We start from the raw sequence: 22,125 nt of genomic DNA on the forward strand, positions 1-22,125 counted from the left end.
TTATTAAACCGTCAGATAGTGTTTTACCAATTCTTCGTTGAGTTCGTTCATCGCTCCGGCCGCCACGCCGCGCCCACGGTCCATGATAAAAAACCGGTCGGCCACCTTGCGTGCGAACGGCAATTTTTGTTCCACCAACAGTACGGTGACGCCCAGTTCGTGGTTGATGGTCGCAATCGCGTCATGAACCTCGTTTCTGACTGGTTCCGTTACGTCCGCCGATGCGACCGGCAGACCTCTCGACCGGTACAAACGGTAAATGACGTCGCCGATTTCGCTGACGATGTTGGGTTGTATGCCTTCGGTCGGCTCGTCCAGGATCAACAGCCTGGGCTTCAGCACCAGAGCGCGCGCAATCGCCAGTTGCTGCTGCTGTCCTCCCGACAAATCACCGCCCCGGCGCTTCAGCATCTGTTTCAGTACCGGAAAAATGGCAAAGACCTGTTCCGGCACTTTCCTGACGCCATGCTTCTTTGCGGCACGCAGACCGACTTCCAGATTTTCCTGCACCGTCATCAGCGGAAAAATTTCCCGGCCCTGCGGCACGTAACCGATGCCGAGCTCGGCCCTGGCTTCCGCTCTGGCGGTGCCGATCTCCGTCCCGTCCATCCGTATCGAGCCGTTTCTGATGGGCACCAAGCCCATGATGCTTTTCAGGAGCGTGGTTTTACCGACGCCGTTGCGCCCCAGAAGACAAACACAGGAGCCGTCCGGAACGTCCATGTCGACATTCCACAAGGTATGGCTTTCGCCGTAGTATTGGTCCAGCGATTTTATCGTTAACATCACCCCCCCAAATAAACCTGGATGACGCGAGGATCGTTCTGCACGGATTGCATACCGCCCTCGGTCAGAACCGAGCCTTCATGCAGCACGGTCACTTTGCCGGCGATCGACCGGACGAACTCCATATCGTGCTCGACGACGATGATCGAATGTTTTCCGCGCAGCGACAACAGCAATTCCGCGGTCCGCTCCACTTCCTGATGGGTCATCCCGGCTACCGGCTCGTCCACCAGCATGACCAGGGGATCCTGCATCAGCAGCATGCCGATTTCCAGCCATTGCTTTTGTCCGTGCGACAGGACGCCGGCCCTCCGTTCGCAGGCACGGGCCAGACCGATCGTTTCGAGAACTTCTTGAATACGGTCCTTCTGTTCTCCGTTCAACCGGGCAAACAAGGTTTTCCAAGTGCCTTTGTCCGTCTTTAACGCCAGTTCCAGATTCTCGAAGACCGTCAAGGCTTCGAAAACACTGGGTTTTTGAAATTTTCTGCAGATGCCCGCCTGAGCGATCTCCGCTTCGTCCATTTGCAGCAAATCGATGGTCTGGCCGAAAAACACGCTGCCGGTATCCGGCCGTGTTTTACCGGTGATGACGTCCATCAGCGTGGTTTTTCCGGCGCCGTTCGGTCCGATCAGACAGCGGAGTTCACCGGCATCGATGTACAGCGACAGTCCGTTGAGCGCCTTGAAGCCGTCGAAACTGACGCTGACGTCCTCGAGATAGAGGATCGTCCCGTGACGAATATCGACCGTGTTCTCCGTCACCAGGGCGCCTGGTTGCGCCACTTCGGAAGCATGGCCCAGGGTTGCACAAGCATTCATGATTTTTTCCTCTCCCACCGATGCAGAACGCCGACCAGTCCCTCGGGCAACAGCAGAGTCACCACGATGAAGACGCCGCCGAGAGTAAACAGCCAGATCTCCGGCATCAAGCCGGTAAGCACGGTTTTGGCGTAATTGACCACGACCGCGCCGATGACGGCGCCGTACACCGTGCCTCTCCCGCCCATCGCAACCCAGACCACGATTTCCAGCGAGTTCAGCGGTGAAAATTCGCCCGGATTGATAATGCCGACCTGAGGCACGTAGAGAGCCCCGGCGATTCCGGCGAGCATCGCGGAACAGACGAAGATCCACAATTTGAACATCTCCACGCGGTAGCCCAAAAAACGGACGCGCGACTCCTGGTCCCGAATCGCCGTCACCACCCGGCCCAGTTTGGTATTGACCAGCCAACGGCAAGACAGATAAGCCGTCATCAGGACCAGGCCGGAGGTCATCAGCAGTGCCGCCCGAACAGGTTCGGACTGCACATTGAAGCCCAGGATGTCCTTGAAATCGGTCAGGCCGTTATTGCCTCCGAAACCCATTTCGTTGCGGAAAAACGCCAGCATCAGCGCATAAGTCAGGGCCTGGGTCATGATCGACAGATAGACGCCGGTCACCCGCGACCGGAACGCCAACCAGCCGAAGACGAAGGCCAGCGCGCCTGGCACCAGCAACACCATCAGCAGGGCGAAGCCGAAATGATCGAATCCCAGCCAGTACCAGGGCAACTCTTTCCAGTTCAGGAACACCATGAAATCAGGCAGCACCGGATCGCCGTAGACGCCCCGGCTGCCGATCTGGCGCATCAGATACATGCCCATCGCATAGCCGCCCAATGCGAAAAAGGCGCCGTGGCCCAGGGCGAGAATGCCGGCGTAACCCCAGACCAGATCGAGCGCCAGGCCCAGCAAGGCAAACGTCGTGTATTTGCCGAGAAGCGATACCGTGTAAGTCGAGCAATGCAGCGGCGACTCTGCCGGAAACAACCAGGTGCACAACGGCACCCCGATGGTGACCGCCAGCAGGATCAGGAAAACTACGGCGCCGACTTTATCTCCTTCGAAGCGAAACAGTTTCATAAGTTAGGCCTCCGCCGCGCGGCCTTTTTGGGGAAAGAGCCCGCGCGGACGTTTTTGGATGAACAGAATGATAAACACCAGCACCAGAATTTTCGCCAGAACCGCCCCGGCGTACGGCTCCAGAAACTTGTTGGCGATCCCCAGCGAAAAGCCGGCGACCAGGGTTCCGAAAAGATTGCCGACACCGCCGAATACCACGACCATGAATGAATCGACAATGTACGCCTGGCCCAGATTGGGGCCGACGTTGGTGATCTGGCTCAAGGCGACGCCGGCCACTCCGGCAATGCCCGAGCCGAGCCCGAACGTCAGGGCGTCCACCCGCCCGGTGGGTATGCCCATGGCTCTGGCCATGGTGCGGTTTTGCGCAACGGCCCTGACTTCCAGCCCCAGGCGGGTACGCTTGAGAATCTGCAATAGCAGAAAAAACACCAAGAGGCAGAACACCAGAATATAAAAGCGGTTCCAGGTCAGCGACAGAAAATCGTTGATCTGCCAGGAGCCGCTCATCCAGCCGGGGGTGGCGACGCTGCGGTTCAGCGGCGAAAACACCGAGCGGACGCTTTGCTGAAGAATCAGGCTGACGCCGAAGGTCGCCAGCAAGGTTTCCAGCGGCCGGCCGTAGAGAAAGCGGATGATGCCGCGCTCGATCGCAATGCCGGCCAAGGCGGCCATCAGGAACGCGGCCGGTATTGCCAGCACGACCGACAGTCCCAGATGATTCGGCAAGAGTTGCTGCATGACATAGGTGGTATAGGCCCCCAGCATCATCAGCTCGCCGTGGGCCATGTTGATAACGCCCATCACGCCGAAGGTGATTGCCAGCCCGATGGCCGCCAGCACCAGCACCGCGCCGAGGCTCAAACCGAAAAATACGGTTTCGGCTGCGGCATACAGATTCAACCGGGTATCGATGTCGCGAAGCGCCAGAGCCGCTCGATTACGGATTTCTTCGTCCGATTCGGTAAGACCGCCGCCGGCGTCCTTTTCGACGATCGCCTTCAAGCGGTTGACGACCTCGATGCTGTCGTGATCCTTCAGCGCGGCGATGGCTTTCAGACGGACTTTCCTGTCCGCACTGTCCATGTCCTGCAATAAAAATACCCGGTCGATTTCCTGTCGCACGCCGTCATCCGTTTCATAGGCCCGATGCGCCTGCAGCAAGGCCAGCGACCGGACGTCCGGATTTTTTGCCATCGCCCGGACCGCCTCCAGACGCAGCGCGGCCTTCCCGGATTTCAACTGCAACTGGCCGATCGTCTTGCGCAAACCCGACCTGAGCTTATTGGTGACCTGAATTTTAACCAGAGCATCGCGTGCCATCGTCCCGGCCGCCTTTCCTCCGGCCGCCTCCGACACACGATAGTCTTGCCCTTCTTCCTGTACGATTACGACCTGCCCGTCCGCACGGAGCGCATAGAGCCGGCCTTCCAATAGCGCTTGCAGAACAGGAAGGCCCTGGGCGGAGTCCAGCTCGGCCAATTGTTCAATGGCCTGTTCCCGCTCCGGCATCGAGCCCTGGCTGATACGGTTCAAAGCGGCGATAAAAGCCTCGTTCTTACCGGACTCCTGACCCCATGCCGACAGCGAAGCCAGCCAAATCAGCACGGCCAGAGCGCCTCCAAGTCGCCTGCAAGCATTCGCCTTCATAAGTTTTCCTCTCAATCGCCGCGTCGTTGACGGCCGTTGTGATTCAATCGGCGCCGGGACTTCCCTGCGGAAGCCCCGGCCGTTGCTGTCGATCAATAGTTTTGACCCGAACATTTTTTGGTTTTGGTATTGTAATTGCCGCAACTGATCGGGGCGGTCCAGTCGGCAATGATCGGTTTGCTTTCCGGCAGATAATCGGACCAGGCGTCGCCGTCGACCACCTTATTGGTTTGCCATACCGTCAGGAACTGGCCGTTGTCCTGAATCTCGCCGATCAACACGGGCTTGCTGATGTGGTGGTTCGGCAGCATCTTCGAAATGCCTCCGGTCAGGTTCGGAAACTCCACGCCGATAATGGCTTTTTGCACCGCATCGGGGTCGGTGGTGCCGGCCTTTTCCACCGCCTTCACCCACATGTTGAAGCCGATGTAATGCGCCTCCATCGGATCGTTGGTCACCCGTTTCGGATTCTTGATGAAATTGTGCCACTGCTCGATAAAGGCGGCGTTTTTGGTGGTGTCGACGCTCATGAAATAATTCCAGGCCGCCAGATGGCCGACCAGCGGCTTGGTGTCGATGCCCGACAGCTCTTCTTCGCCGACCGAAAACGCAACGACCGGGATGTCTTCGGCGGAAACGCCCTGATTGCCCAGCTCCTTGTAGAAAGGCACGTTAGCGTCGCCGTTGATCGTCGAGACGACGGCCGTTTTCTTGCCGGCCGAACCGAACTTCTTGATGTCGGCGACGATGCTTTGCCAGTCCGAATGGCCGAACGGCGTGTAGTTGATCAGGATGTCTTTCGACTTGACGCCTTTCGCCTTCAGATACGCTTCGAGAATCTTGTTGGTGGTGCGCGGATAGACGTAGTCGGTCCCCGCCAGCACCCAACGCTTGACTTTCAGGTCGTTCATCAGATAATCCACCGCCGGAATCGCCTGCTGGTTCGGCGCGGCCCCCGTGTAGAACACGTTCTTCGAGGATTCCTCGCCCTCATACTGGACCGGATAAAACAAAACGCCGTTCAGCTCTTCGATCACCGGCAGTACCGACTTGCGCGATACCGACGTCCAGCAGCCGAAGATCGCGGCAACCTTGTCCTTGGTCAGCAGCTCGCGCGCCTTTTCGGCAAACAGCGGCCAGTTCGACGCGGGGTCGACCACCACCGCTTCCAGCTTTTTGCCGAGCAGGCCGCCTTTCTTGTTCTGCTCGTCGACCAGCATCAGCATCGTGTCTTTCAGCGTGGTTTCGCTGATCGCCATCGTGCCGGACAAGGAATGCAGAATGCCGACCTTGATCGTCTCTTCGGCCCGTGCAGTGCTTGCCAAAGCCATAGCCGCCACTGCGGCGGCAAAAACAAAAAGTTTTTGCATGTCCGATAATTTTGAAATGATCTTAAACATGGAAATTCCTTGGTATCGTTTACGAAAATGGATTTAAATCTGAATCTGAACGCCAAGCTTGATTGCGTTCGTGAAAGTGCCGTTGGCGCCGGGGTTCCAGATGCCGCCTCCGCCGGAGAGGTCGCCGCCCTGCCACAGCAGCGAGACGCGAGCGTTGTGCCCGTCGATGACATAATTGATGCCGCCTTCATACTCGCTTTGGTCCGGTCCGTTCTGGCGCATGACTTCGGTATACATGACGTAAGGCTGGAACTGACCTATCCAGACTTTTTTCGGAATCAGATACAACAGGTTGCCGGTGACGGAATTGCCCTGGAAGGCGGAATTGGCGGGACCGTTCCAGCCGCCTGCCTGGAAGTAATTGGTGTCCGTTGCCGGATCGCCGCTGTTCTGAGAGAAATTGCTGATGCCGAAATGTTTGTATTCGCCGTTGGCGGTCAATACGCCGCCATTACCGAACACCTTTTCGAACTTGACATCGCCGCCGGCCAACAGAAAATTTCCGGGATGCTGCAGACTGCCCGCGCCGTCTTCCTGATATTGCGCGAAGCCGGCTATCGTCAGCACGTCGCCGTCGGCGCCGTAAGCGGTGCCTCCGGTGTAATAACCGGGCGCTTTTTCGACGTTCAGAACGTTATAAGCGATACGGGTCGCATAGAGCAGGTTGCTGTCGCGGTTGGCGGTCGGCAAACCGCCGTTGCTGCGCTTCAGTCCTTCGAACACGCCGAATACGTATTTCAGATGCCCATCAAACGCCGCACCCCATAAATTGAAGCCCTCGTCTCGGCCGAAGGTGCCCGCATCGGGCCCCGGCAGTACACTTTGAATCGTCGAATCGGACGGCTCGAACGGCGTCTTGAACGGCTCGAACGTGGCGCTGTAGAACGGCCCGTTCATTTCGATACGACCTTCCGGCACCAGTTGGCGGCCCAGCCAGAGGTTCGCATAATCGTTGAACTCGAATTTGACGATGCCGTCCAGAATGCGGATGTCCCCGCCGTCGCCGCAGTTCGCACACTCGGTGTTGAATTCCAGCTTGATGTATTTGTGAAGCTGGGCATTCATGTAAAGACGCAGGTTGTTCAACTGGAAATCGGTCGACCATTTGTTGCCGGTCGCTCCCGCCGTATCTTCCGAACTCGAGAAGCTGGTTCTTATGCCGGCCCCGATGCTGACCCATTTGGTATCGTCAATTTTAAAAGTTGCCCCGGCCTGGGAGGCAGGCCCGTACCCGGCCGCGGCAACCGCCAACGCGAGCGCCGGCAGTACCGAAGCCGTTTGCCTGTTCGCCTTTCGCCCGATAGAATCGTTCATGTTAAACCCCCGGTTATTCGTCAGATAGAATGTGTATGCAGCCTCATGGGCTGTGGAGGATTATTCGGGGGCGGACGATTTGGCACAATCCGTCATCTGACTGATCAGTCAAATGACGTATGGCCATGTCGTCCTTACTTTTTTAAACTGCCGAAAGGCAATAGACGCTGGCTTTATCATGAAAACACACTCACCAACCTGCATGCGCAGGATAGCCCTCGTGACGGCGCTCAATCTGGCGGCCGGCTGCACGGCGCTTGCCGGGGAAGAACTTTCCGGGCACGTCGACAAGGCGGCCGTCCGCAACATCGAAGTGATCCTCGCCGAAGACAATCTCGACCAGTTCGGCCCTTCCCTGCCCGAAGCCTCGATGGTTGCGCAAATCGTCAAAAACCTAGCCGAGTGGAACTATCCGGTGCAACGGCCCGGTAAGGAAGGTTTTTCCCATACTCTGAAGGCGCAGCTCGGACGGATCACCCATCAAGGCACTCCGACCGGATTCTCGTTCAATATGGGCAATTCGGACCCGCGCGCGCAAGAGTTTCAGAAAGCCGACGTACTGACGATTCGATGCAGTTTAACGTCCAACAAGAATCCGCATGAACAAGTGATGTCGGCGACGGAATTCAGCGCCAATCCGATCAAGCGCCTGGTCGGGAAACCGGAAGCACGGGAACAACTGGTCCAGTCCTTGATCGACCACATCAGCAGCGCTTGCTACAATCTGCTGGACGATCTGGAACTGGATCAATCAAGCTCCCCGGACGCCCCCGCCGCCGCTGCCGGCGGTTCCGTCAAGAAACCGCGCTGGATGCCGGCCGTTCGCATCGAGGTTCAGAACGAACCTGAGCCGGCCTCCAACAAAACCGGCGAGAACGCCAAGGGCAACCCCCAAACCACGGAAGAGCCGCGCAAGAAGGTGATCATTCAAAACCAGGGTACGCCGGTTATTTTGAAGTTCGGGTATGAGCGGATGTAGGCAGAGTTGGAGCTTTGCGGAAACTTAGAGCGTAGATTGGGGTGACGACAGGAACCCCAACACGCTCCACTCCCCCGCCTCCACGCACGATTTTGAACTCCCGAAGACGGATGGCATTGGGGTTCGCACGCTTACCCCAACCTACCCCACATACGCGATGGCCTCACCGCCGGTTTTCTTTTAACCGGTGTGCTTTGGGTCGATGATAGCGGCTACCGATTTCCTATGCAGATCGACATGACGAACACCCGCGGCGTCGACCTGTCCTGGCCGCCGTCAATCCGTCTGGTGACGCCAAAATGGCCTTTGGCATTTGTAAACGGCCAGCCCAAGCATGACGGTTATCGGTGATCCGGTGGCTCTCCAGCATCACATTTCTTGCACTGAAGCTTATTGCCAATCACTGACGCACGACCTTCGAGCGTAACGACCCAAGGGCGATTAACCCAAGGCGGATCGTGGCGCATATGCTGAAAATGTCCACACTCGAGCTCGGCCACCCAGTGATTTTCTTCGTCTTGGTGAAAACCGACAATGCTACGTTCCATAAGCACCTTGGGTAGGAGTCATGCCAGCAGGACTCCTCGAAATGAAACCCCAACAAGGACGAACCCTACTGAGGCCATGGTGACGAGAACGATTCTGTGCGCCATCGCGGGGAGGGTTGATGCGCTGAGATTGGGAATGACGCGAAACCGGGCGTCCAGCGCGGTGAGGACGGTGACGATCAACAAGGCGAGCTTAAGCGCGACAAGCTTGCCCTGCGGAGTGCTCGCGGTAATCCAGGCGGAGAAATCGGGCACTAACAGATGAGCCATCCAAAGACCCGAAACCACTTGAACGAGCAAAGCCGGCATACCGATGCGTTCGAATTCCGATTCGAAATCGAGCAATATCTTTGGATCTTGCGCCGCCAACGCGCGAGGAAGAACTGTGAAGGCCAGCACCAAGTGCCCGCCAGTCCATACCGTTGCAGCCAGAACGTGGGCTAAGAGTACGTAGCTGTACATAAGTGCGACCTAAAAATATTGTTCAGACCGACCTAACGTACGTTTTTTCCTGTCCGTTTGTCAAGAATGGCGCTTGAACTCCTCGCCATTCTCCGTGCGAAACGCGTCAATACCGGTCTATGCGCCCGGAACGGTGAGGCTCCCCAAGCGGTAGCCGGAAGTCGGTTTGATGATATTATCCATACCGGATGCACGCCATGCGCGGCTCCGCTCAAAATGCGCAACAGAAACTCGCCGGCGCTGTTCGGGCATTTTCCAAGACTGGCTTTATCATAGAAAGCGGGCTCTTAAGCATTGATAACACGAAGAGCATTTCAGACATTCAAATTAAACGATTCGAGGTACCCATATGAGCAAGACGCATCCCATCGATCGCCTGCGTGCGGAAAGCGCGCGTTTCGGCGCCAACCCATATCTATTGACCCAGGGCGACGACGGCCGGCCCCATGCGGTGGCCGTGTCTATCGAATGGCAGGGAGACCGCATTGTATTGAGCACCGGGGCGCGCAGTACCGCCAATACCGCCGCGCATCCATTGCTCAGCCTGCTGTGGCCGCCGGTCGAGGCCGGCGGCTACAGCCTCATTGTCGACGGCAATGGGACCGTGACCGGCAGCGGTTCCGATGCGCGAATTTATATCACGCCCACGCGCGGCGTGCTGCATCGGCCCGGCGTATCGCAAGTCTCGTCAGAGCTCGGGTGCGGTTCGGACTGCATCCCCTTGCTTGGTTGAAGTAAGACAAAGCCCCATCGCCCCAAATACAGCCTGGCATTCATGCAAGATACCGCCAAACCGGTGCTTGAAAAAGGCTACAGCCAACTCATCCCGGCCTATTTCCAAGCGCCTGGAGAGCGGAGCGCAAGCCTTTATACTAAATTCAATATCGTCCATGCATTTTAATTATTATGCCCATTGCTTATAATGACCATATTGATTAAAAAATGTAGCTACCAGCGAGGTAAGGCAGGCATGGAACAGAGTATGAATGAACTGATGAACCACACGGCCGACATGGGCCAGGCGGAAATGTTTTCCAAGGCCTGGTACAACGAATACTTTCGGCGTGCCGCCGAAAGCTCGGCCCACTCGCGCTTCTGCGAGGCCGTGTATGGCAGGGACCTGTGCCAGCACGGCATGATGGACCTCGAGGAAATGGATTTTCTGGCTTCATTGCTCAAGCCCGGCGAAAAGGTGCTGGAAGTCGGCTGCTCGAACGGTTACGTCACCGAATATCTCCACAAAAAGGCCGGTTGCCGCATTCTGGGCCTCGATTACGCGGATGTCGCCATCGCCCAGGCGCAAGCCAGAAACCAGGGTAAAGCCGGTGCGCTGAATTTCCAGTGCGTGGACCTGATACATGACGAACTGCCGGGCGGCGATTACGATGCGATCCTGGCCATCGATTCGATCTATTTCATGGGCGATTACAACAAGACCCTGGCCAAGCTCAACGCCAGGCTGCAGCCCGGCGGCCGCATGATCATCGCAGCGTTTCAGACCAAGGAAGAGAGTGACTCCGATGCGATTCTGTCGCCCGGCCATACGCGGATGGACCAGGCTTTAAAGGCCTTGTCGTTCCACTACATTCAACACGACTTTACTCCGAACGTCCGCAATCACTGGATCAAGAACTACGAATTCTCCCGCTCGCTCCAGTCCGAGTTTGCCGGCGAAGGCAATGCCTTTTTGTGCGAAGCGCGCATGGCCGAGAACGGCTGGTTCAAGGATCACGCCGAACGCGGCACGCTGGTCCGGTTTATGTATGTGATTGAGCATAATGCGGATCTCGCGCTGAGTTAGGAGTTTTTCTCCACAATAATACGAAGGCGAAAACAATTCGGATCAGGCCCGACGCGTTGTCCGATGCAAGCCATTCGGTTCGAGACTGAAACACCCCCAAGGCTTGAATACCCAGGCGAATACGCCGGGTTGACTGTGCTGTTGGCGCAGAGCGCGTCTTGCGCGATGCCGGGCATGGATATCGGCGCCAACGCCCAGGCGCCGTCCTTGGCCAAAAGCATCGGCGCACCGATCAATTCCGACGCCGCAGAGTTCGAGACGATCTTCAACGCCGACGCTAAAACCGTACTGTTCGTGTCCACACGGCCGGGCAGCATCGAATCTCCAGGCAATCCATACAGCTTCGACGTCTGGATGGCGTACGACGGAGTTTGCCGGGTCGTCCGGCTGTTGTGCTAGGAAATCCCCTGCGAACCGGCGATAATGGGAGAACATTCGCCCTCCCCGGCGTCCGCTTCCGCCGTCACGGCCGCCTTGGCGGATTTTGCCGAAAGCAGAAGAATGCCGGACACGGCAAGATAGCTGAAGGCCACCGGCAGCGATTGGGCAAAGCCGATGGCTTCGCCGTGAATCAATCCGATGAACGTGCATACCGCGCCCACCAGAGCGAAGACGGCGGCTTTGAACAATTCCCGTTCGATGATGAAAGAAGCCATCGCACCCAGGATCAATCCGCCCAGAATGGCGCCGCCGCCGAGAACTTCCAGGCCGTGATAAAGCACCCCGGCCTGGCCCAGTTTATCCAGCCCGACCGCGGCGGCGCTGGTTCCCGCCGCGCCCAGCGCATTGTCGATCTGCAGCTTGCCCCAGGCGGCCAGATGGGGCATCAAGGCCAGAATGACGGCCGGTGCATGCGTTTTCGGCGTCTCCTGAAAGGCTTGCGCGCCTATCAGCATGCCGATGTACAGCAGGATCGGGGAAATGGCGACGACCGGGATCAGCGACGCCATCAGCGCAATGATGCCAAGCCAGGACAGGACCAGCACGGCAGATCCGGTGGCGGCCGAATAGCCGATGCGTCCGCCCATCGATTTCCAGCCGGGATGGCCGATGTAGACGGCGTTGATGAACGGATTGCCCATCAGGCAGCCGATCAGGCTGACCACGCCGTCGGCGGTCAAAACACGCGTGGTCGGGTAGCTGTCGCCGCCCGCCGCCGCGCTTTCCACGTTGTCCATCGCTTCGACCAGATCGTAGATGCCGAACGGAATCGCCGTCACCAGAATCACGCCCAAAAACTCAAAGCCGGAAAAGACGTGGTCGACGGCAGGAAGCGGTACCGAGAAACCGAAGTTGGCGAAAGAGGCGGCCACGTTGCTCAAGCTCATGCCGCCATAATTCAGGCCCATGGCGGTAGAAGCCCAGGCGATCACAGTCCCCGCGGCAATGGCGACCAAACCTGCCGGCATGCCCTTGAAATACCGTACGCCGCCGAACCAGCCGGCCAGGATGACGGCGAAACAGACCACGCCCAGCACCGGGGTCATGTACATTTCCAGCGCGGGCCTTAGCGAAATAAAAGCAACCGACACGCCGGCCAGCGTGCCGAGCAAGGCGGCGCGCGGCGTTACCTTGCGAATGTAGGGCGCGATGAAACCGCCCAGCATCAGCACGAAACTTTGTATGAACACCCAGGTCAGGCCGGCTTCCCAACCTTTGACCGGATCGCCGGTGCTGAGCGAAATCGGCAACATGATCACAAAAACCACCACGAACATGTGCGGCACGCTGATGCCCGACGGCAAGGCGCACACATCGTCCCTGCCGCTTTTTTGCGCCAGCTTGTAGGCCAGCCGGGCATAGTACATCGTGCTCAGAAACAACATCAATCCGGTGGCCGGCAGAATTCGGCCGAATACGATCTCGTCCGGCATCTTCAGCACAAAACGCAAAAGCCCGGTCAACACCAGCAGATTGACCAGAATATTGGTGCCGAACCCGAAGAAAGCATTCCAGTCGCCGGGTGTCCAGAGTTTAACCTTGGTTACTGTCGTCATACTGCCCCCTTTTGAGCCAATGTCATTATCGTGAAAAACCTTCGTAAAATGAGATGAATTACGTGAAGCCCTTCGACAGGCTCAGGACAAACTTGTCCGTCCTGCCCAATTCCTTAATTTAGAAGGGATTGCCTGCCGAGCGTGGTGCAAAAAATAAAAAACGTCCCGTTTCAGGCATTCAATCCGGCCAGAATCGATTTTGAATCGGTCACCCATCCGAAAATCCCGCCTTGCGCCTTGATCATGTTGAGGCCCGCTTCGTGAAATTCCGGGATGTAGGAAGCGCAGCAATCGCCCGGCACGAGGCAACGGTAGCCCCGGTCGTTCGCTTCTCTGACCGTGGTGTGCACGCAGACTTCCGTGGTCACTCCGCAGACGATCAGATTTTCTACGGCCCGTTTTTGCAGAATGTCCTGAAGATCGGTCGCATAGAATGCGCCTTTTCCGGGCTTGTCGACGACCGGCTCGCCGATTTGCGGATACAGCTCCGGAATGAGGTCGTGACCGGACTCGCCGCGGATCAGGATGCGGCCCATCGGCCCCATTTGCCCGATGCGCAGACTGGGGTCGCCGCGCTCGATTTTAGCCCGGTGCGCATCCGACAGATCGGGAAGATGGCCTTCACGGGTATGAATCACCAGCACGCCCTGTTGCCGAGCCGCGTTCAAAAGAGCTTTGCAAGGTTCGATGGCGGCCGCCAGCAGCGACACATCGTTGCCCAGGGACTCGCCGAAACCGCCGGGCTCGAGAAAGTCGCGCTGCATGTCGATCATAATGACGGCGGTTCTGGCCAGATCGATGGCAAGCGCTTCGGGTTCGGCCTCAATGACAATATCTGGCATGGCGGATCTTTATCGGTTAATTGTCGGGATTTACTAAGGATGCATCCATGTATACAACAAAGCAAATCGCATGCCATTGTTTTCGGGCGAGAAGGCTATTTATAACTCATTGTAATTATGAAGTTAATTTGAGATGGGTGTTGGATTTCGGAAACATCGTCCGTCGTTTCTGCATCGCTATGAAGCAAAAACGATCTTTCCTGCATTGCTTTGGCGCATCGGCTGTGCAGCACGGACCATCCGGATCGGCAAAACAGACTTGGCCCAAGGCAGGGCAATCGGTCAGGCGGACTTTTAACGGCGTCACAGATACCGCATTCGATTTTTTTGCCGGTAAACTACTTTTTCCAAACCATTTGACGCATAATGCGTTCCGGTCTTTAATTGTCTTTATTGCCGGCCGGCCAGCCTGATTTTTAGCCGCCCGCCCTCACCGCCCCAAACCATGCCATAAATTCTCATGACGACCGCAAAAAGCGAAACGGCTCAGAGCATCTATCTCACACTCCGCAACATGATTCTGAATTTCGAGATTCAGCCGAACTCAAGGCTGACCGAAACCGAACTGGCACACTCGTTCAAAGTCAGCCGGACGCCGATCCGGGAAGCCCTGCAGCGCCTGGAAACCGAAGAGCTGATCAGCATTCGCCCGAAGCAGGGCTGTTTCGTTCGAGGCATCGACTTCGACGAATTCGCCGATTACTATCAGGTTCGCATCAATCTGGAAATGTTGTCGCTGGAAACGGCCTGCCGCAACATGCCGGACGAAGCGTTGAAAAAACTGAGCGAGGTCTGGGAAAACGATGCGGCGGCCGGGGATGCGGGCGATGCCGAGCGCATCGCCGATCTGGATGAAGCCTTTCATCTCAGACTTGCCGAAGGCGGAGGCAATCGTGTACTGGTCAAGATGCTGAGCGATATCAACAATCGGATTCGCATTGTCCGGCGTCTGGATTTTACCGATTACGAACGCATCGTCAAAACCTACGAAGAGCATTACAAAATTCTGCAATCGCTGCTCAAGCGGGATGTGGCGACCGCCAAAAACGACATGATCGAGCACATCAGGAAAAGCGAGGAATTCACCAAAAGGCTGACCTTAATCAATCTCGGCATGCACAAAAACCGCGGCTTTTCTTTTTCGGACGAGGCCAGATCGGCTTGATGCGATAAAGCGCGATTCAGAGCCGCATTACGCCTTAGCCGGCCCCATCATTCGTCCAGAAACTGCACCGGTTTAAGCCAGTGCGCCAGCACCAGGCAGCCTTCCCGGCTGGACACGCTGTGCTCCGAGCCTTCGGGATTGTATATGTAACTGCCTGCCGGATACAGGCCTCTTTCATCCTGCTGCGAACCGGAAAGGACATAGAGGTGCTCGTCGCCGGCATGCCGATGCAAAGGCACCGTAGCACCGGGTTCGTAGCGGATCAGGCCGACCCGGTAGCCGGAATCGGGATCCTGGAACAACAGGCGGAAATGGACGCCTTCGCGAAGAGAGCTCCAACCTCCCGGCGTATCCAGTATTATTTCGGAGGGAATTGAAAAAGGCTGTTTCGAGAAAGGCAGGTTCATCGTGTCCATCGCGAGGGAAATTTACCGGTTTCGGTGCCGGCACGGTCTCGATGAGTCCGGGCGGCTATTGGTTGTCGGGGCGAATTCATTCGCCCCGAAAGGCGTGAAGAAAACAATTCAATTCGGAAGGCTGCATAAAGTAAGGAGACTCGGTCAGATTCCGCGATCGGCGGCAGCCATCCTCTTTCATAACGGACGACTCTTCAGCGCGGCCCGGCGTTTCCGTTCCGGTAGGCGCGCCAGCTTGCGAAACCGGAGATATCGCGGTGGCGCGGCAATACCGCCTCACGCGGAAACAGGATGCCCCATTCACAGGTTCCGTCGCTCAATTTTACAAGGCCTCGATACAGATTCGGCGGTTCGCCGGCTTCAATCCGCTGCCAGACCTCCCAAGGCACGTCATAAAGCTCGCCCGCCACCGAAACGCCCCCGTCGGACACTTCATACATGCCGGGATGTATGTCGTCGATCGAAAAAAGGCGGTAACAGGGCGCCGTGCTGGCCTCGCCGATGAACTTGGCCCCGTCGAGGTTGGCGTGCAAGGCGAATCCGCGCATCAACGTACCGTTGACGAACAGAATGAAGGAGTCCGGCCGGTCCGGGAGAGCCGTCATAACCGCACCTTGTGCCGTCCGGCCGGGGCGGCAGGTTCGCTCCTGCGCGGCAACGCCGATAATGACGGAAACGGACCGAATGACGGCAAAGAAAATGTATTATTCAAGGTCTTTTTCTCCAACAGATTAAGAAACATTCAGGCGCCCTTTCTCCCCATCGGCAAAAAATGGGCAAGGCCGGCGGAAAAAACGATCGGAAAGGAAGCCGGAAGCGCTGCTCGTAGCCACCCTGGTACTTCGGGACCAGCCCCGTCTGCCATTACCCATTCAATGACCGGCCATCCTGAGCCCGATAAGATCCGGATTGGCCAGAGCAGCCGGCGCCTCATACGTCAACCGGCCTTCGAACATCACCGCGATCCGGTCGCCGAGCATCATCAGTTCGTCGAGATCTTCGCTGATCAACAGGACCGCAGCCCCCAGATTGCGTGCCTCCATCAGTTGCTTTCGAACTTCGGAAGCGGCGGCGAAATCGAGGCCGAAACAGGGATTGGCCGCCACCAGCAGATCGACCTGACCGGAAAGTTCACGGGCCAGCACCAGCCTCTGGAGATTGCCGCCGGACAGCGTTTCGACGCGGCGGTTCAGTTCCGGCGGAGACACCCGGAAGCGCTCGATCAAGGACCGGGCATACCGCTGTTGTGCTTTCGCATCGATGAACCAGCGCCAGCGGGTGAAGCCGGGCCGGTCGAAAACACGCAGCGCCAGATTTTCGGCCGTGCTCATCCGCGGCACGCAAGCATTGCGAAGAGGGTCTTCCGGCAGACAGTGGAAACGAAAGCGGACCATATCTTTGCGGGCCGCCGAATACGGCAAACCGTCGATACGGATATCACCCTGTTCCGGCCGGCGCTGGCCGGACAGCACCTGCACCAGTTCCCGCTGGCCGTTTCCGGATACTCCGGCAATGCCGAGAATTTCACCGCCATGGAGCTTAAGGTTCAAGGACCTGACGGCCTTCGAACCGTGGTCGGAGAAAGCGGTCAGATTCCTGATCTCGAGCTTGACCGGCCCTTTGCCCGCCTCGGCGCGAGCGGCCATTTTCGCAATGGGTTCGCGGCCGATCATCAACTCGCCGAGCATGGCCGGGGTTTTACCCGACAAGGGACCGCTATAGACCAGCCTGCCATGCCGGAGCACGGACACCGAGTCGGCAAAATCGATCACCTCCCGGAACTTGTGGGTGATGATCAAAACGCTCAGCTCGTTGCAACGGGTCCGCGCCTTCAGCATGCCGAGGATTTCGTCGGCTTCCTGCGGCGTCAACACCGACGTGGGTTCGTCCAGAATCAAGATTTTAGGCCGCAGGAAAAGCTGTTTTAACAGCTCGACCTTCTGCTTTTCGCCCGCGGATAAATCAGAGGCTTTTTTATCCAGAGAAATCCGGAACGGAGTTTCGGTCATGAAGGCTTCGAGGTGCTGCCGCTCTTTTTGCCAATGAATCCTTTTTGGAATCGGCAACCGCGACAACACCAGGTTTTCGAGCACGGTCATGCCCGGCACCAGCGTAAAATGCTGATAGACCATGCCCAGCCCATGACGATGGGCATCGCGCGTGTGATGGATCTCGCATTCGCGGTTGCCGATCAGCACGGTCCCCCGATCGGCGGCATAATAACCCATGACGCATTTGACCAGGGTGCTTTTACCGGCGCCGTTACCGCCCAAAAGCGCATGAATCGAACCCTGCCGCAACTTGAACGACACCTCGTCGAGCGCCTGAATCGCTCCGAAACGCTTGCCGAGACCGACCACTTCGAGCGCCGGCGAGCCGTGTGCAGCCTCCGCTTCCGGCTCCGGCAAACTCCGCACCGAAAGGTTGTTCACGACAGAGCCTCGATCAGGCAATCGGACGTCGACACGGCGCCGAATACGCCTCCCTGCATCCGGATCATCTTTAGGGCTGCCAGATGGTTGCCGTAATCGGTCGCGCCGCAGCAATCCCCGAGCAGCAGGCATTCGTAACCGCGATCATTGGCATCGCGCATCGTCGTATGTACGCAGACGTCGGTCGTGATGCCGGTCAGGATCAGATTGTCGATGCCGCGCCGGCGCAACAACAGATCCAGATCGGTCGCATAAAACGAACCTTTGCCCGGCTTGTCGACGACGGGCTCGCCGTCCAGCGGCGCCAGTTCCGGGATGATTTCCCAGCCGGGCTCGCCGCGCACCAGAATGCGCCCGCAAGGCCCGGGATCGCCGATGCCCGCTCCGATCTGCCGGCTGCGCCAGCGCTTGTTGTCCGGAAGATCGGACAAATCCGGACGATGGCCTTCGCGGGTATGGACGACGTGAAAACCCTGCTCGCGGCAAACGCTCAAAACGCGTCTGATCGGCTCGATCGGCGCACGCGTCAGCGACAAGTCGTAGCCCATTTTATCGACGTAGCCGCCTTCCCCGCAAAAATCGGTCTGCATGTCGATCACGATCAGACAGGTGTTCTCCGGACGCAAATCGCCGTTGTAAGGATAAGGATAAGGATCGCTCTTGACGAATCGAGGCATGGAGTTTACTCACTTGGTAATGGAAAGTTCTTCCGGAATGCCGGACAGGGAACGCTCTCTGGAGAAAGTCGCAATCATCAGCATCAAGGTCAATACATAGGGTGCCGCATTGAACAAATAATAGCCGCCGGTAATGCCGACCGACTGCAAGGCGGGGCCGAGCGCACCGGCGCCGCCGAATAGAAGCGAGGCATACAGGCAGCGCATCGGCTGCCAGCGTGCGAAGACGACCAGTGCCACCGAGATCAAGCCCTGACCGCTGGACAATCCTTCATTCCAACTGCCCGGATAATGCAGCGACAGAAACGCACCACCGACGCCGGCCAGAAAGCCGCCGGCGACAGTGGCTGCGGTCCGTACCCGATTGACCGGAAAACCGAGAGCTTCGGCGGCATTGCGGCTGTCGCCCACCGTTCGCACCATCAGTCCCCAGCGGGTATTGGCCAAAAACCAGGCCAATAGCGGTGCGGCGACAAGACCCAGCAGAAACAGCACGTTGATTTCAAGTGCGGAACGGACGTGCGCGTTCGAACTCCAGTTACCCAACGCAAGCGCCGGAAGATGCGGCGCAGTCGGCTGAATATACGGCTTGCCTAGAAAAAACGCCACGCCTGTGCCGAACAGCATCAACGCGATCCCCACCGCAATATCGTTGACTTTCGGCAGGCTGCACAGCCAGGCATGAATCAGTCCGAGCACCATGCCGGTACTGCCTGCCGCCAGCACGCCGAGCCAGGGCAAGCCGCTCGAATACGACACGGCATAGGCCGACATCGCGCCGAGAACCAGATTGCCTTCGAGTCCGAGATTGATGCGGCCGCTCTTTTCGGTCAGACACTCGCCGAGACTGACGAACAAATACGGGGTGCCGGCCCGGATCGCCCCGGCCAGCACGGCAAGCAGTACGCCCCATCCGCCCAAGGCGTCTTCGTTCACTCCGGCCTCCGGTTTTCATGCCATGCCGGCAAACGGCCGTACCAGGTTTCGCCAAGCAATATGGCCATGAACAGCACGCTCTGCAGGATCAGTATGGCCGCATCGGGCAACTGATGGGTGCGCTGCAGCAGGCCGGCACTGGCCGAGATGCCGCCCAGAAGCAGGGAAACAGGGATCACCGCCAGGGAATTCTGCCGGGCCAGAAACGCCACCAGAATGCCCGCATAACCGTATCCTGCGGCCAGCGACGCGTTCGCGGTACCGTGGATCGCAGCCACTTCGATGCCTCCGGCCAGGCCTGCGGCGGCGCCGGCGCAAAAACAGACAGCCACGGTCAGCCATCCGACCGGAAGCCCGACGACCCTGGCCGCGCGAAGATTGCCGCCGGCGACTCGAACGGCAAAGCCGAAAGTCGTCTTCCGGAACAGCAGATAGCAAGCAAGGCACAGCGCCACGCCGTAAAACAGTCCCCAGTGCACGCCCAGGCCCGGAATGTCGCCCAGCATGTGGGCACTGCCGATCGGCCGTGTCGAGGGCTTGTTCAGACTTTCTGGATCGCGTAGGGGCCCTGTGACCAGATGATTCATCAGCGCAATCGCAATATAGTTGAACAACAGGCTGGTAATGGTTTCGTTCATGCCTCGGCAGTGTTTCAGCCAGCCGACGAGAGCAATCCAGAGCCCGCCCGAGAGCAGCCCGGACGTCAGCACCGCCGTCAGCGCAAGCCAGGGGGGCTGACTGCCGAAAGCCAAGCCGGCCACGGCCGCGCAAACGCCACCGATCACCACGGCCCCTTCACCGCCGATCATGATCAGGCCCAGTTGCGCCGGCAAGGCGGTGCACAAGGCCGTCAGCATCAACGGCACCGCCCGCTCCAGGGTATTGCGCCAGGAAAAGCCGCTGCCGAAACCACCCCGGTAAATGGTATGAAAGACTTCCAGAGGATTGTTGCCGACGCAAAGCATAAAGGTTCCGAACGCCATCAGCCCCAGAACCAACGCTCCCACGGGAATCAGCAAGTTTTCCATGGCTGCAAGCCAAGCCGACGTTTTCATGGTCAGGAGCCGGTGCTGCCGATGACGCCGGCCACCAGATAATCCATCGACTCCAGTTTGATGTCGGTCTGCGGCAACGCTTGCCCTGGCGGAATCACGACGTTGCCTTTGTTGTCCTTCAACTCGCCCTTGTAGATGACCATCTCGCCGGCCATGAACTTCGCTTTTGCGGCTTCGGCCTTAGCGATCGTTTCGGCGCTGACCGCCGGGCCGTATCTGGAGTTTTTGACGATGCCTTCCTTGATGCCGCCCCGCAGCAGATGCGGAAACGGTTTGCCTGCCTGGAGCCGCTTGACGAAATCGGTATAGACCTTCGGCCAGTTCCATTCCGCACCGGTCAGATAACCCTTCGGCGCCAGTTCGGCTTGATCGGCGTGATAGCCGCTCGAATAAATGCCGCGGCGCTCGCAGATCTCGATGATGACTTTCGGGCTGTCGACGTGCATCGTGATCACGTCGACGCCCTGATCGATCAGGCTGTTCGCCGCTTCGGCCTCTTTGACCGGCATGGCCCAGTCGCCGGTGAAGATCACCTGCGTGGTGATTTTCGGATTCACGCTTTGCGCGCCCAGAGTGAACGAATTGACGTTGCGCAGCACCTGCGGGATCGGCTTGGCGGCAATGAAGCCGAGCTTGCCGGTTTTCGAAGTGCCGCCGGCGACAATGCCGGCGACGTATTGCGCTTCGTCGATGTAACCGAAGTAACTGCCGGCGTTGGCCGGGTGCCTGCCTTCCTGATAGAGCCCTCCGGCATGCAGAAAGGTGGTGCCGGAATATTTTGGCGCCACCGCCAGCACGTGCGGATCGTAATATCCGAACGAGGTCGGAAAGATCAGCCTGGCGCCGTCCAGATTGATCATGCTTTCCATCGAATTCTGCACCGCAATCGTCTCCGGCACGTTCTCCTCCTCGATTACCTTGACTCCGGGCATCGCCTTGACTGCGGCCGCCCCCTGGGCATGGGCCTGGTTGTAACCGTAGTCGGCCCTGGATCCGACGTAGATGAATCCGACCACAACGTCGTCCCCGGCACGCGCCGGAAAAATCATCGCCAAAGCGATGATCAAGGCCGGCGGAAATCCGCGCATGATGCGCAGAAGAAAGGCAAACGGCGTGGTATCGGTGCTAGTCATGGCTTACCTCAAATAAAAGAAAATTAACGGATCGTCGGCGCAAGGCGGCCCCTTCCGGGAAGAGCCCTCACCTTGCGGCCTGCAACGTTTCAGCGCAAAAATAACACCGGCTTTTTCAGGTCACGGCAATACCGGAAACGAGTGCATACTTTGTTGTATGCAACAGATTATGCATGATCGGTGCCATGTTTGAAGGCTTGTTTTCGCTCTTTTTTCATAGCGAAAAAACAAAAAATAAAATAAAGAGTTATACGATTAATGAAGGTTAAAGCAGTTAAAAAATCACGAGCCCGGTTTTGAAAATAAGCCTCTATAATGGTGCGATAACCGATGTATTTGCACCGATTTTGTGCATTCAGAAGAAATAAAGTCTTCCGGGGCATCAGCCGATTGGAATGATCATTTTCTTATCAAAAACCCGGTTAACCAGGAAATCAAAAACCTCCGGAATCCCCGCATACCAAACCCTTGATGCTCAACCCATGAATCAGAGGTTTCCGCAAGAATGCTCCGCCTGAGCCCCTCGGAAAATTCCGTTTAGGCTTCGGCTCGTTTTATACCGTTCGCTTTTAATTGCAGGTTCTTCCCGACGCATCGGGAGGAGTCGGAGGCAACATGGCGGCAGG

The 22,125-nt window shown here is 57.7% G+C and carries 22 protein-coding genes; 5 read left to right on the forward strand and 17 right to left on the reverse strand.

Annotated features, from left to right (window positions below):
- Nucleotides 1-3 precede the first annotated feature (3 nt).
- The 6 genes from A3OW_RS0109625 to A3OW_RS0109650 form a co-directional block, all read right to left on the reverse strand.
- A complete protein-coding gene (locus A3OW_RS0109625) occupies nucleotides 4-786 on the reverse strand; it encodes an ABC transporter ATP-binding protein (protein ID WP_020563232.1) in 783 nt (260 codons plus the stop codon).
- Complete coding sequence (urtD, locus tag A3OW_RS0109630) at nucleotides 786-1,607, reverse strand: urea ABC transporter ATP-binding protein UrtD (RefSeq protein WP_020563233.1); 822 nt, start codon at nucleotides 1,605-1,607, stop codon at nucleotides 786-788. The genes A3OW_RS0109625 and urtD overlap by 1 nt, the downstream gene beginning before the upstream one ends.
- Nucleotides 1,604-2,692: an urea ABC transporter permease subunit UrtC gene (gene urtC / locus A3OW_RS0109635; RefSeq protein ID WP_020563234.1), complete on the reverse strand. Its 1,089-nt coding sequence runs from the start codon at nucleotides 2,690-2,692 to the stop codon at nucleotides 1,604-1,606. The genes urtD and urtC overlap by 4 nt, the downstream gene beginning before the upstream one ends.
- A gap of 3 nt (nucleotides 2,693-2,695) precedes the next feature.
- Nucleotides 2,696-4,342 (reverse strand): urea ABC transporter permease subunit UrtB, encoded by a 1,647-nt coding sequence (gene urtB / locus A3OW_RS0109640; protein WP_020563235.1) that lies wholly within the window; start codon nucleotides 4,340-4,342, stop codon nucleotides 2,696-2,698.
- A 92-nt stretch (nucleotides 4,343-4,434) separates the two neighbouring features.
- Nucleotides 4,435-5,742: an urea ABC transporter substrate-binding protein gene (gene urtA / locus A3OW_RS0109645; RefSeq protein ID WP_020563236.1), complete on the reverse strand. Its 1,308-nt coding sequence runs from the start codon at nucleotides 5,740-5,742 to the stop codon at nucleotides 4,435-4,437.
- Nucleotides 5,743-5,775: 33 nt separating this feature from the next.
- Nucleotides 5,776-7,056 carry a hypothetical protein gene (locus tag A3OW_RS0109650; RefSeq protein ID WP_020563237.1) on the reverse strand — a complete coding sequence of 427 codons (1,281 nt, stop codon included), beginning with the start codon at nucleotides 7,054-7,056 and terminating at the stop codon, nucleotides 5,776-5,778.
- Nucleotides 7,057-7,234: 178 nt separating this feature from the next.
- On the opposite strand from A3OW_RS0109650, the gene A3OW_RS0109655 reads away from it, so the two are divergent.
- Nucleotides 7,235-8,035, forward strand: a complete 801-nt coding sequence (locus tag A3OW_RS0109655) for a hypothetical protein (protein ID WP_026223461.1) — start codon at nucleotides 7,235-7,237, stop codon at nucleotides 8,033-8,035.
- A gap of 341 nt (nucleotides 8,036-8,376) precedes the next feature.
- Here A3OW_RS0109655 and A3OW_RS27075 read toward each other — a convergent pair whose 3' ends face one another.
- Both A3OW_RS27075 and A3OW_RS0109665 read right to left on the reverse strand, forming a co-directional pair.
- Nucleotides 8,377-8,583, reverse strand: a complete 207-nt coding sequence (locus A3OW_RS27075) for a DUF3565 domain-containing protein (protein ID WP_083918186.1) — start codon at nucleotides 8,581-8,583, stop codon at nucleotides 8,377-8,379.
- Nucleotides 8,584-8,601: 18 nt separating this feature from the next.
- On the reverse strand, nucleotides 8,602-9,045 hold the full coding sequence (locus A3OW_RS0109665) for a CopD family protein (protein WP_020563240.1): 444 nt from the start codon (nucleotides 9,043-9,045) through the stop codon (nucleotides 8,602-8,604).
- Between the two features lie 349 nt (nucleotides 9,046-9,394).
- On the opposite strand from A3OW_RS0109665, the gene A3OW_RS0109675 reads away from it, so the two are divergent.
- The 3 genes from A3OW_RS0109675 to A3OW_RS0109685 all read left to right on the forward strand — a co-directional run bounded on the left by A3OW_RS0109675 (nucleotide 9,395) and on the right by A3OW_RS0109685 (nucleotide 11,245).
- Nucleotides 9,395-9,778: a pyridoxamine 5'-phosphate oxidase family protein gene (locus A3OW_RS0109675; protein WP_020563242.1), complete on the forward strand. Its 384-nt coding sequence runs from the start codon at nucleotides 9,395-9,397 to the stop codon at nucleotides 9,776-9,778.
- A 249-nt stretch (nucleotides 9,779-10,027) separates the two neighbouring features.
- The gene (locus tag A3OW_RS0109680; protein WP_020563243.1) at nucleotides 10,028-10,846 is read left to right on the forward strand and encodes a class I SAM-dependent methyltransferase; all 819 of its coding nucleotides are present in this window, start codon (nucleotides 10,028-10,030) and stop codon (nucleotides 10,844-10,846) included.
- 63 nt (nucleotides 10,847-10,909) lie between these two features.
- Nucleotides 10,910-11,245: a hypothetical protein gene (locus A3OW_RS0109685; RefSeq protein ID WP_198291306.1), complete on the forward strand. Its 336-nt coding sequence runs from the start codon at nucleotides 10,910-10,912 to the stop codon at nucleotides 11,243-11,245.
- Here A3OW_RS0109685 and A3OW_RS0109690 read toward each other — a convergent pair.
- Nucleotides 11,242-12,843 (reverse strand): xanthine/uracil/vitamin C permease, encoded by a 1,602-nt coding sequence (locus A3OW_RS0109690; RefSeq protein ID WP_020563245.1) that lies wholly within the window; start codon nucleotides 12,841-12,843, stop codon nucleotides 11,242-11,244. The genes A3OW_RS0109685 and A3OW_RS0109690 overlap by 4 nt on opposite strands.
- Nucleotides 12,844-13,013: 170 nt before the next feature.
- A complete protein-coding gene (locus A3OW_RS0109695; RefSeq protein WP_020563246.1) occupies nucleotides 13,014-13,685 on the reverse strand; it encodes a cysteine hydrolase family protein in 672 nt (223 codons plus the stop codon).
- A 460-nt stretch (nucleotides 13,686-14,145) separates the two neighbouring features.
- Between A3OW_RS0109695 and A3OW_RS24630 the strand changes: the two genes are divergently transcribed.
- Nucleotides 14,146-14,850, forward strand: coding sequence for a GntR family transcriptional regulator (locus A3OW_RS24630; protein ID WP_020563247.1), 705 nt, complete (start codon nucleotides 14,146-14,148; stop codon nucleotides 14,848-14,850).
- Between the two features lie 47 nt (nucleotides 14,851-14,897).
- On the opposite strand, the gene A3OW_RS0109705 is transcribed toward A3OW_RS24630, so the two are convergent.
- From A3OW_RS0109705 to A3OW_RS0109740, 7 genes are all read right to left on the reverse strand, one after another.
- On the reverse strand, nucleotides 14,898-15,266 hold the full coding sequence (locus tag A3OW_RS0109705) for a dimethylsulfonioproprionate lyase family protein (protein ID WP_020563248.1): 369 nt from the start codon (nucleotides 15,264-15,266) through the stop codon (nucleotides 14,898-14,900).
- A gap of 194 nt (nucleotides 15,267-15,460) precedes the next feature.
- Complete coding sequence (locus A3OW_RS0109715) at nucleotides 15,461-15,871, reverse strand: allophanate hydrolase-related protein (RefSeq protein ID WP_020563250.1); 411 nt, start codon at nucleotides 15,869-15,871, stop codon at nucleotides 15,461-15,463.
- Between the two features lie 267 nt (nucleotides 15,872-16,138).
- A complete protein-coding gene (locus A3OW_RS0109720; RefSeq protein WP_020563251.1) occupies nucleotides 16,139-17,698 on the reverse strand; it encodes an ABC transporter ATP-binding protein in 1,560 nt (519 codons plus the stop codon).
- Nucleotides 17,695-18,375 carry a biuret amidohydrolase gene (gene biuH / locus A3OW_RS0109725; RefSeq protein ID WP_020563252.1) on the reverse strand — a complete coding sequence of 227 codons (681 nt, stop codon included), beginning with the start codon at nucleotides 18,373-18,375 and terminating at the stop codon, nucleotides 17,695-17,697. The genes A3OW_RS0109720 and biuH overlap by 4 nt, the downstream gene beginning before the upstream one ends.
- A 9-nt stretch (nucleotides 18,376-18,384) precedes the next feature.
- Nucleotides 18,385-19,311, reverse strand: coding sequence for an ABC transporter permease (locus A3OW_RS0109730; protein WP_020563253.1), 927 nt, complete (start codon nucleotides 19,309-19,311; stop codon nucleotides 18,385-18,387).
- Nucleotides 19,308-20,366 (reverse strand): ABC transporter permease, encoded by a 1,059-nt coding sequence (locus A3OW_RS0109735; RefSeq protein ID WP_020563254.1) that lies wholly within the window; start codon nucleotides 20,364-20,366, stop codon nucleotides 19,308-19,310. The genes A3OW_RS0109730 and A3OW_RS0109735 overlap by 4 nt, the downstream gene beginning before the upstream one ends.
- A gap of 2 nt (nucleotides 20,367-20,368) precedes the next feature.
- Nucleotides 20,369-21,499 carry a BMP family ABC transporter substrate-binding protein gene (locus tag A3OW_RS0109740; protein WP_020563255.1) on the reverse strand — a complete coding sequence of 377 codons (1,131 nt, stop codon included), beginning with the start codon at nucleotides 21,497-21,499 and terminating at the stop codon, nucleotides 20,369-20,371.
- Nucleotides 21,500-22,125: the final 626 nt, after the last annotated feature.

This window comes from Methylosarcina fibrata AML-C10, assembly GCF_000372865.1.
In the GTDB taxonomy this organism is placed as follows: Bacteria; Pseudomonadota; Gammaproteobacteria; order Methylococcales; family Methylomonadaceae; genus Methylosarcina; species Methylosarcina fibrata.

Excerpts from the sequence above, each read along its gene's own strand:
- A3OW_RS0109715 (WP_020563250.1), bottom strand. The coding sequence starts at position 15,871 with ATGACGGCTCTCCCGGACCGGCCGGACTCCTTCATTCTGTTCGTCAAC.
- A3OW_RS24630 (WP_020563247.1), top strand. The coding sequence starts at position 14,146 with ATGACGACCGCAAAAAGCGAAACGGCTCAGAGCATCTATCTCACACTC.
- A3OW_RS0109680 (WP_020563243.1), top strand. The coding sequence starts at position 10,028 with ATGAATGAACTGATGAACCACACGGCCGACATGGGCCAGGCGGAAATG.
- A3OW_RS0109685 (WP_198291306.1), top strand. The coding sequence starts at position 10,910 with ATGCAAGCCATTCGGTTCGAGACTGAAACACCCCCAAGGCTTGAATAC.
- urtC (WP_020563234.1), bottom strand. The coding sequence starts at position 2,692 with ATGAAACTGTTTCGCTTCGAAGGAGATAAAGTCGGCGCCGTAGTTTTC.
- A3OW_RS0109740 (WP_020563255.1), bottom strand. The coding sequence starts at position 21,499 with ATGACTAGCACCGATACCACGCCGTTTGCCTTTCTTCTGCGCATCATG.
- A3OW_RS0109675 (WP_020563242.1), top strand. The coding sequence starts at position 9,395 with ATGAGCAAGACGCATCCCATCGATCGCCTGCGTGCGGAAAGCGCGCGT.
- urtA (WP_020563236.1), bottom strand. The coding sequence starts at position 5,742 with ATGTTTAAGATCATTTCAAAATTATCGGACATGCAAAAACTTTTTGTT.
- A3OW_RS0109655 (WP_026223461.1), top strand. The coding sequence starts at position 7,235 with ATGAAAACACACTCACCAACCTGCATGCGCAGGATAGCCCTCGTGACG.
- A3OW_RS0109735 (WP_020563254.1), bottom strand. The coding sequence starts at position 20,366 with ATGAAAACGTCGGCTTGGCTTGCAGCCATGGAAAACTTGCTGATTCCC.
- urtD (WP_020563233.1), bottom strand. The coding sequence starts at position 1,607 with ATGAATGCTTGTGCAACCCTGGGCCATGCTTCCGAAGTGGCGCAACCA.
- A3OW_RS0109650 (WP_020563237.1), bottom strand. The coding sequence starts at position 7,056 with ATGAACGATTCTATCGGGCGAAAGGCGAACAGGCAAACGGCTTCGGTA.
- A3OW_RS0109625 (WP_020563232.1), bottom strand. The coding sequence starts at position 786 with ATGTTAACGATAAAATCGCTGGACCAATACTACGGCGAAAGCCATACC.
- biuH (WP_020563252.1), bottom strand. The coding sequence starts at position 18,375 with ATGCCTCGATTCGTCAAGAGCGATCCTTATCCTTATCCTTACAACGGC.
- urtB (WP_020563235.1), bottom strand. The coding sequence starts at position 4,342 with ATGAAGGCGAATGCTTGCAGGCGACTTGGAGGCGCTCTGGCCGTGCTG.
- A3OW_RS0109695 (WP_020563246.1), bottom strand. The coding sequence starts at position 13,685 with ATGCCAGATATTGTCATTGAGGCCGAACCCGAAGCGCTTGCCATCGAT.
- A3OW_RS0109690 (WP_020563245.1), bottom strand. The coding sequence starts at position 12,843 with ATGACGACAGTAACCAAGGTTAAACTCTGGACACCCGGCGACTGGAAT.
- A3OW_RS27075 (WP_083918186.1), bottom strand. The coding sequence starts at position 8,583 with ATGGAACGTAGCATTGTCGGTTTTCACCAAGACGAAGAAAATCACTGG.
- A3OW_RS0109705 (WP_020563248.1), bottom strand. The coding sequence starts at position 15,266 with ATGGACACGATGAACCTGCCTTTCTCGAAACAGCCTTTTTCAATTCCC.
- A3OW_RS0109665 (WP_020563240.1), bottom strand. The coding sequence starts at position 9,045 with ATGTACAGCTACGTACTCTTAGCCCACGTTCTGGCTGCAACGGTATGG.